This window comes from Deltaproteobacteria bacterium (genome assembly GCA_026712905.1).
In the GTDB taxonomy this organism is placed as follows: Bacteria; Desulfobacterota; Binatia; order UBA9968; family JAJDTQ01; genus JAJDTQ01.
Genome location: JAPOPM010000142.1, coordinates 39854 through 46530, shown reverse-complemented (window position 1 = coordinate 46530; position 6677 = coordinate 39854). Strand labels below are relative to the sequence as shown.

At 68.0% G+C, this 6677-nt stretch carries 4 protein-coding genes and 2 pseudogenes; 5 read left to right on the top strand and 1 reads right to left on the bottom strand.

What is annotated here, in order from left to right; all coding sequences use genetic code 11:
• On the bottom strand, nucleotides 1-503 hold a 503-nt coding region (locus OXF11_10955), incomplete at its 3' end, for a response regulator (GenBank protein MCY4487615.1).
• Between the two features lie 238 nt (nucleotides 504-741).
• On the opposite strand from OXF11_10955, the pseudogene OXF11_10950 reads away from it, so the two are divergent.
• From OXF11_10950 to iolE, 5 genes and pseudogenes are all read left to right on the top strand, one after another.
• Nucleotides 742-855: pseudogene (locus OXF11_10950) on the top strand (ABC transporter permease).
• A gap of 1 nt (nucleotide 856) precedes the next feature.
• Nucleotides 857-1135: pseudogene (locus tag OXF11_10945) on the top strand (sugar ABC transporter ATP-binding protein).
• Between the two features lie 13 nt (nucleotides 1136-1148).
• Nucleotides 1149-3140 (top strand): 5-dehydro-2-deoxygluconokinase, encoded by a 1992-nt coding sequence (iolC, locus tag OXF11_10940; GenBank protein MCY4487614.1) that lies wholly within the window; start codon nucleotides 1149-1151, stop codon nucleotides 3138-3140.
• 403 nt (nucleotides 3141-3543) lie between these two features.
• A complete protein-coding gene (locus OXF11_10935) occupies nucleotides 3544-5445 on the top strand; it encodes a 3D-(3,5/4)-trihydroxycyclohexane-1,2-dione acylhydrolase (decyclizing) (protein MCY4487613.1) in 1902 nt (633 codons plus the stop codon).
• Nucleotides 5446-5533: 88 nt separating this feature from the next.
• The gene (gene iolE / locus OXF11_10930) at nucleotides 5534-6427 is read left to right on the top strand and encodes a myo-inosose-2 dehydratase (protein MCY4487612.1); all 894 of its coding nucleotides are present in this window, start codon (nucleotides 5534-5536) and stop codon (nucleotides 6425-6427) included.
• Nucleotides 6428-6677: the final 250 nt, after the last annotated feature.

Here is a 6677-nt window from a genome sequence, read left to right as displayed (position 1 = left end):
TTCTGAAGCAGGGCGAAGGCGTCTGCCTCGGAAAGTCCCCGGCTCTTCATCAGGATTCCCTTGGCCCGTTCGATGTCCTTGCGCACCTCCATGGCGTGCTTCAGATCTTCGTTCTGCCGCTTCAGGGCACGGATCTCCCCGTGGCGCGACACCGCCAACTCGATGCACGGACGGAGTTCCTCCCGCCGCAAGGGTTTGATGAGATAAGCCGCTATCCCCGCCGCTATTGCCCGCTCAACGGTCTCGCGTTCGTAGTCGTTGGTGACCAGGACGATGGGGACGGGGCTCTGGTCCATGATTCTTCGAGCCGCACGGATACCGTCCATCTCGACGAGGCCCACGGCCAGGAAAACCACGTCGGGCTTCGTTCGCCGAACCAAGGACAGCGAGGACTCGCCACTCGACCCTTGGCCGACGATCGTGAACCCCTCTTCGTTCAGGACACGCGCCAGAAGGGTCCTCGAAGGTGAATGATCATCTATCAGCAGAACACGACTCGGCATCGGGTAGTTCCTCGAAAGGTGCTCGCGGGTCAAGCCCGTCGGATCGAGCCCACGGACGGCTCTACGAGAAAGCAATTTCGGTGCCGCGCGGTTGCGTGGTAACCGCTGTCGGAGGGGCCGGGGTCGATTTTTCTATTTTCAATGACGATGATTCCGTCTATATTCGGTGTCCGAAAAAGCAGGGCAAGAAGGCGGGCGTCAAGAAGTTTCTGTGCGTCAACCACTACATCACCAACCCCGCCTCGCCATCATCGCCGGGGGCGCGTGTCTGCTGATGATCTCCGGCGAGTTCGACCTGTCGGTAGGGTCGATGATCGGGTTCGCCGCCATCGCCATCGTCTCGGTGCAGTGGGCTGATCCTGGACGAGCCCACGTCGGCGCTGGGAGTGCTCCAGACCTCCAACGTGCCGGCCACCATCGACCGCGTGCGCAAGGCCGGCATCGGCGTGGTGTTCATCACCCACAACGTGCGTCACGCCATGGCGGTGGGCGACCGCTACACGGTGCTGAACCGGGGCACCACCGTGGGCACAGCCATGCGCGGGGAGATCCAGGCCGACGAGCCTCAGGACGTGATGGCTGGCGGTCAGGAACTGGCGCAACTCGAGGGCTGGCTGGGAGGCACCGTATGAAACGGACCAGCGCGTGAGCCGGACACTGGACGTCATCGCCATCGGGCGGTCGTCGGTGGACCTCTACGGCGCTCAGGTGGGCGGGCGCCTGGAGGACATGCGCTCGTTCCGCAAGTACATCGGCGGCTCGCCCACCAACACCGCCGCCGGCGCCGCGCGGCTGGGGTTGCGGTCCGCGGTCATCACCCGGGTGGGCGACGAGCACATGGGCCGGTTCATCCGCGAGCAGTTGCGCGCGGAGGGCGTGGACGTACGCGGGGTCATCACCGACCCGGAGCGCCTCACCGCCCTGGTGCTGCTGGGCATCCGCGACCAGGAACGCTTTCCGCTGATCTTCTACCGCGAGAACTGCGCCGACATGGCGCTGTCGCCCGACGACATCGACCCGGACTTCATCGCCGAGGCACGCTGCGTGCTCGCTTCCGGCACCCACCTGTCCCATCCCCGCACCGAGGCCGCCACCCTGCGGGCGCTGGACCTGGCGCGGGCGTCCGGGGCCAAGACCGTCCTCGACCTCGACTACCGGCCCAACCTGTGGGGCCTGTCCGGGCACGGCGACGGCGAGAACCGTTTCATCGAGTCGACCGCCGTCACCGCCAAGCTGCAGAGCACCCTGGGGCGGTTCGACGTCATCGTGGGCACCGAAGAGGAGTTCCACATCGCCGGCGGCGCGCCCGACACCGTGGCCGCGCTGGCCCGGGTGCGCGAGGTGTCGGAGGCGACGCTGGTATGCAAGCGCGGGGCCGGGGGCGCCACCGCCTTCGAGGGACCGATCCCCCCGAGCCTCGACGACGGGGTGAGCGGCGAAGCGTTCGCGGTGGAGGTGTTCAACGTGCTCGGCGCGGGCGACGGCTTCATGGCCGGGCTCCTCAAGGGCTGGCTCACCGGCGAGGACTGGGCCGGGACCCTGCGCATCGCCAACGCCTGCGGCGCGCTGGCGGTATCGCGCCACGGCTGCACCCCGGCGTATCCCAGCGAGGTGGAGCTGCGCGACTTCCTGGAGCACGGGCCGTCGACCCCGGCGGTGCGCCACGACGCACGCCTGGAACAGGTGCACTGGGCCACCAACCGCTCCAGGGTCTGGCCCGTCATGCACGTGTTCGCCTTCGATCACCGTTCGCAGTTTGAAGACATGGCGCGGGAATACAACGCCGGAGCGGAGCACGGTGACGCCGGGACCGAACACGGCGGTTCCACGCCGCACACCATCGGCGCCACGCCTGGGCAAGGCGGCGCCGGGACGGAGCGCATCGGCGCATTCAAGCGCCTGTGCCTGGAGGCGGCGCTCCGGGTCGCGGACGGGCGCGACGGCTACGGGATCCTGTGCGACGGCCGGTTGGGCCGCGACGCGCTATACGCGGCGGCGGGCACCGGGCTGTGGATCGGACGCCCGGTGGAACGGCCCGGGTCTCGTCCGCTCAGGCTGGAGATCGGCGACGACTTCGGCTCGGCGCTGGCGGAATGGCCCGCCGAGCACGTGGTGAAGGCGCTCTGCCTCTACCGCCCGGACGACCCGGAGGGACTGCGCGCCGACCAGGAGGCCACGGTCAAACGGTTGGCCGAGGCTGCCCGGACCAACGCCCTGGACTTCCTGATGGAGATCATCCCGTCGAAGTTCGGACCCGTGGACGAATCCACCACGGCCGCCGTCATCGAGCGGTTCTACACGATCGGGGTCTTCCCCGACTGGTGGAAGCTGGAGCCCATGGTGTCGGACACCGCCTGGCAACGGGCGTGCGCCGCCATCGAAGCCCACGACCCGCACTGCCGCGGCATCGTAGTGCTGGGACTGGACGCGCCGTTCGAGGAATTGCAGACAAGCTTCCGGGCGGCGGCCAGGCACGAAATGGTGAAAGGATTTGCCGTCGGGCGTACGATATTCGGAAAGGTAGCGCGCGCATGGCTGGCGGACCGTATGGATGATCAGGAAGCGGTGACACGCATGGCGGAGAACTTCGCACGCCTATGCCACGCCTGGGACCAAGCGCGGGCCGACGGACGGTAGCCCAATGGCTACGACAGAGTACATCCGTCATGCCCCCAAAAAGGGTGCGTCAGGGCTCTGCGTGGACACGGAATGGCACCGTTGCCCCATGCCGTCATTCCCGCTTCCCAGGCTGTGTCAAAACGTCGTCCGGGCAAGAATCGGTGCCAACCCCCCGATTCGTCATTCCCGCGGAAGCGGGAATCCAGGGGTGGTGGTGGGGCACTACGGGGCGTTTCCCCGCCTCGCCACCCCTGGATTCCCGCTTCCGCGGGAATGACGAATCGGGGTGGCGGTGCCGTCTCGTGGCCAAGCGGAGTTTTGACACACTCTGTTCCGCGGGAATGACGTTTGGATACGTCGTTGCGTTGGGAGTCATTACCAGGCCGAGCCGCGGGAATGACGGATAAAGGACAAACAACCCATGAGCACGATCCGAATGACGGCGGCGCAGGCGCTGGTGCGCTACCTGAGCGGCCAGACCAACGAGGAGGGCGAGCGCTTCGTGGCCGGGGTGTGGGCAATCTTCGGGCACGGCAACGTGGCCGGGCTGGGCGAGGCACTGTATCAGGCGGGCGACGCGCTGCCCACGTGGCGCGGCCACAACGAGCAGGGTATGGCGCACGCGGCCATCGCCTTCGCCAAGGCCAACAATCGGAAGCGCGCCATGGCGGTGACCTCCTCCATCGGCCCCGGCGCCACCAACATGGTGACGGCCGCGGCGGTGGCGCACGTGAACCGCCTGCCGGTGCTGTTCCTTCCCGGGGACGTGTTCGCCAACCGGCTCCCGGACCCCGTGCTGCAGCAGGTGGAAGACTTCGCGGACGGCACCGTCAGCGCCAATGACTGCTTCCGCCCGGTATGCCGTTACTTCGACCGCATCACCCGCCCGGAGCAACTGCTCACGGCCCTGCCGCGCGCCATGGCGACGCTCATCGACCCGGCCGGGTGCGGCCCGGTGACCCTCTCCCTGTGCCAGGACGTCCAGGCCGAAGCGTACGACTACCCCGAAACGTTCTTCGAGCCGCGGGCCTGGATCATGCGCCGGCAACGGCCGGACACCGGGGAACTGGCGCGCGCGGCGGAAGCCCTGCGGGCCGCCAAGGCGCCGCTCGTCATCGCCGGCGGCGGCGTGCACTACTCGGATGCGTGCGAGAAACTGGCCGCGTTCGCCGAGCGCCACGGCATCCCGGTGGCCGAGACCCAAGCGGGCAAGTCGGCGCTGCCGTGGACACACCCGTGCAGCGTGGGCGCCATCGGTGTCACCGGCGCCGAGAGCGCCAACGCGATCGCCCGGACCGCCGACCTGATCCTCGCGGTGGGAACCCGCCTGCAAGACTTCACCACCGGCTCCTGGAGCCTGTTCCAGAACCCGGACGTGAGGCTGCTCACCATCAACGCGGCGGCGTTCGACGCCACCAAGCATGACGCCGTGGCCGTGGTGGGCGACGCCAGGACGACCCTGGAGGAACTGGACGCCGTGCTGGAGGATCGGGTCGTTGCCACCCCGGGCGAGGAGTTCAAGCCACGCCGGATTACGCCTTCCGCCGCTCCCAACCGCGATCCAGACGATCGCCTTGTTACGCCGGCGCACGCGGCGCTCAAGGGCGATTGGGACCGCGCCGTCGACGCCGTCACCGCGGCAACCGGGGGTGACGCCCTGCCCACGGACGCCCAGGTCATCGGTGCCGTGCAGCGAAACATGCCCGACAACGGCATCGTCGTGTGCGCCGCCGGCGGCCTGCCCGGCGAGCTGCACAAGCTGTGGCGCTCGCCCCGCCGCGGCGACTACCACCTGGAATACGGGTACTCCTGCATGGGCTACGAGATCGCCGGCGGCCTGGGAGTCAAGATGGCGCGCCCGGACGCCGACGTGGTCGTGGTGGTGGGCGACGGGTCGTACATGATGATGAACTCGGAGCTGGCCACCAGCGTCATGCTGAGCCTCAAGCTCACCGTCGTGGTGCTGGACAACCGGGGGTTCGGCTGCATCAACCGGCTGCAACTGGCCACCGGGGGCGCCAGCTTCAACAACTTGCTGGACACCGCCCGGCACCAGACGCCGTCGGCCATCGATTTCGCCGCCCATGCCGCTTCCATGGGAGCCATCGCGACGCACGTGGACGGTATCGAGTCGCTTGAAGCCTCCCTGGTCGAGGCCCGCTCCGCCGAGCGGACCTCCGTGATCGTCATCGACACCGACCCACTGGCCGGCACTCAGGCCGGAGGCCACTGGTGGGACGTGGCCGTCCCCGAGGTGTCGGACCGGACCGAGGTGGCGGCGGCGCGCGAGTCTTATGTCGCGGCGCTGAGAAAGCGTCCGTGACCCCGATGGGACCAGCCAAGAGGCGGCCGTGACCCGGTTTCGACCCGCCGCCGGTCATCCCCGCCAGTGACCGGACGAGGACAACCGCGTGATCCGTTACGGCACCAACCCCATCGCCTGGTCCGACGACGACGATCGCAGCCTGGGCGGCGACATCCCGCTGGAGCAGTGCCTGAGCGACGCCGGCCGCATCGGCTTCGAGGGCATCGAGAAGGGCCACAAGTTCCCTTCCGACGCGGCGACCCTGAAGGCGACCCTCGACCGCTACGGCCTGGCGTACGTGTCCGGGTGGCACTCGCTGAAGCTGCTCGAACGCTCCGTGGAGGAAGAGAAAGCGGCCATCCAGCCGCACCTTGAAGTGCTGGCGGCCTTGGGGTGCACGGTGTGCATCGCGTGCGAAAGCACCGGTGCCGTGCACGGCGCGGCTGACACGCCGCTGGGCCATCGGCCGAAGCTCGCGGCGTCCGGCTGGAAAGGCTTCTGCGCCGACGTCGAGGCCGTGGCCAGCCACTGCCGCGGCCTGGGCATCGACCTGGCCTACCATCACCACATGGGCACGGTGGTGCAGACCCTGGACGAGGTCGAGGCCTTCATGGCGCACGCCGGACCGAACACCAAGCTGCTTCTGGACACCGGACACGCGACCTTCGCCGGCACCGATCCGGTGGCCCTCGCCGAAAGGTACATGGACCGCATCGTTCACATTCACGCCAAGAACGTTCGTGCCGCCATCCGCGACAAGGCGCTTGCGGAGGGGCTGTCATTCCTTCAAGCTGTCCGGCTCGGCGTGTTCACGGTACCGGGTGACGAAGAGGGCTGCGTGGACTTCCCCGCGGTGCTGCGCATCGCCGCGCGCCACCGCTACTCGGGCTGGCTCATCGCGGAGGCCGAGCAGGACCCGGCGCAACGCGATCCGGTATACTATCAGACGTTGGCACTGAAGACGCTTCGCGCCATGGCACGGGAAGCGGGGTTGGACTAATGCTACGAGTACGTCATCCCCGTGCAACAGGCTGTGTCAAGGCTGATGAGGCAGAGCCCCATCGAGTCGTCATTCCCGCGGAAGCGGCTGTGTCAAACTCGTGAGGCACGCACATAACGGAACGTCATTCCCGCGGAAGCGGGAATCCAGGGGTGGGGAGGCGGAGAAACGCCCCTGTCGTGCCCCACCACCGCCCCTGGATTCCCGCTTCCGCGGGAATGACTCTTCGGGGGACCGTAGGCTCACGAGT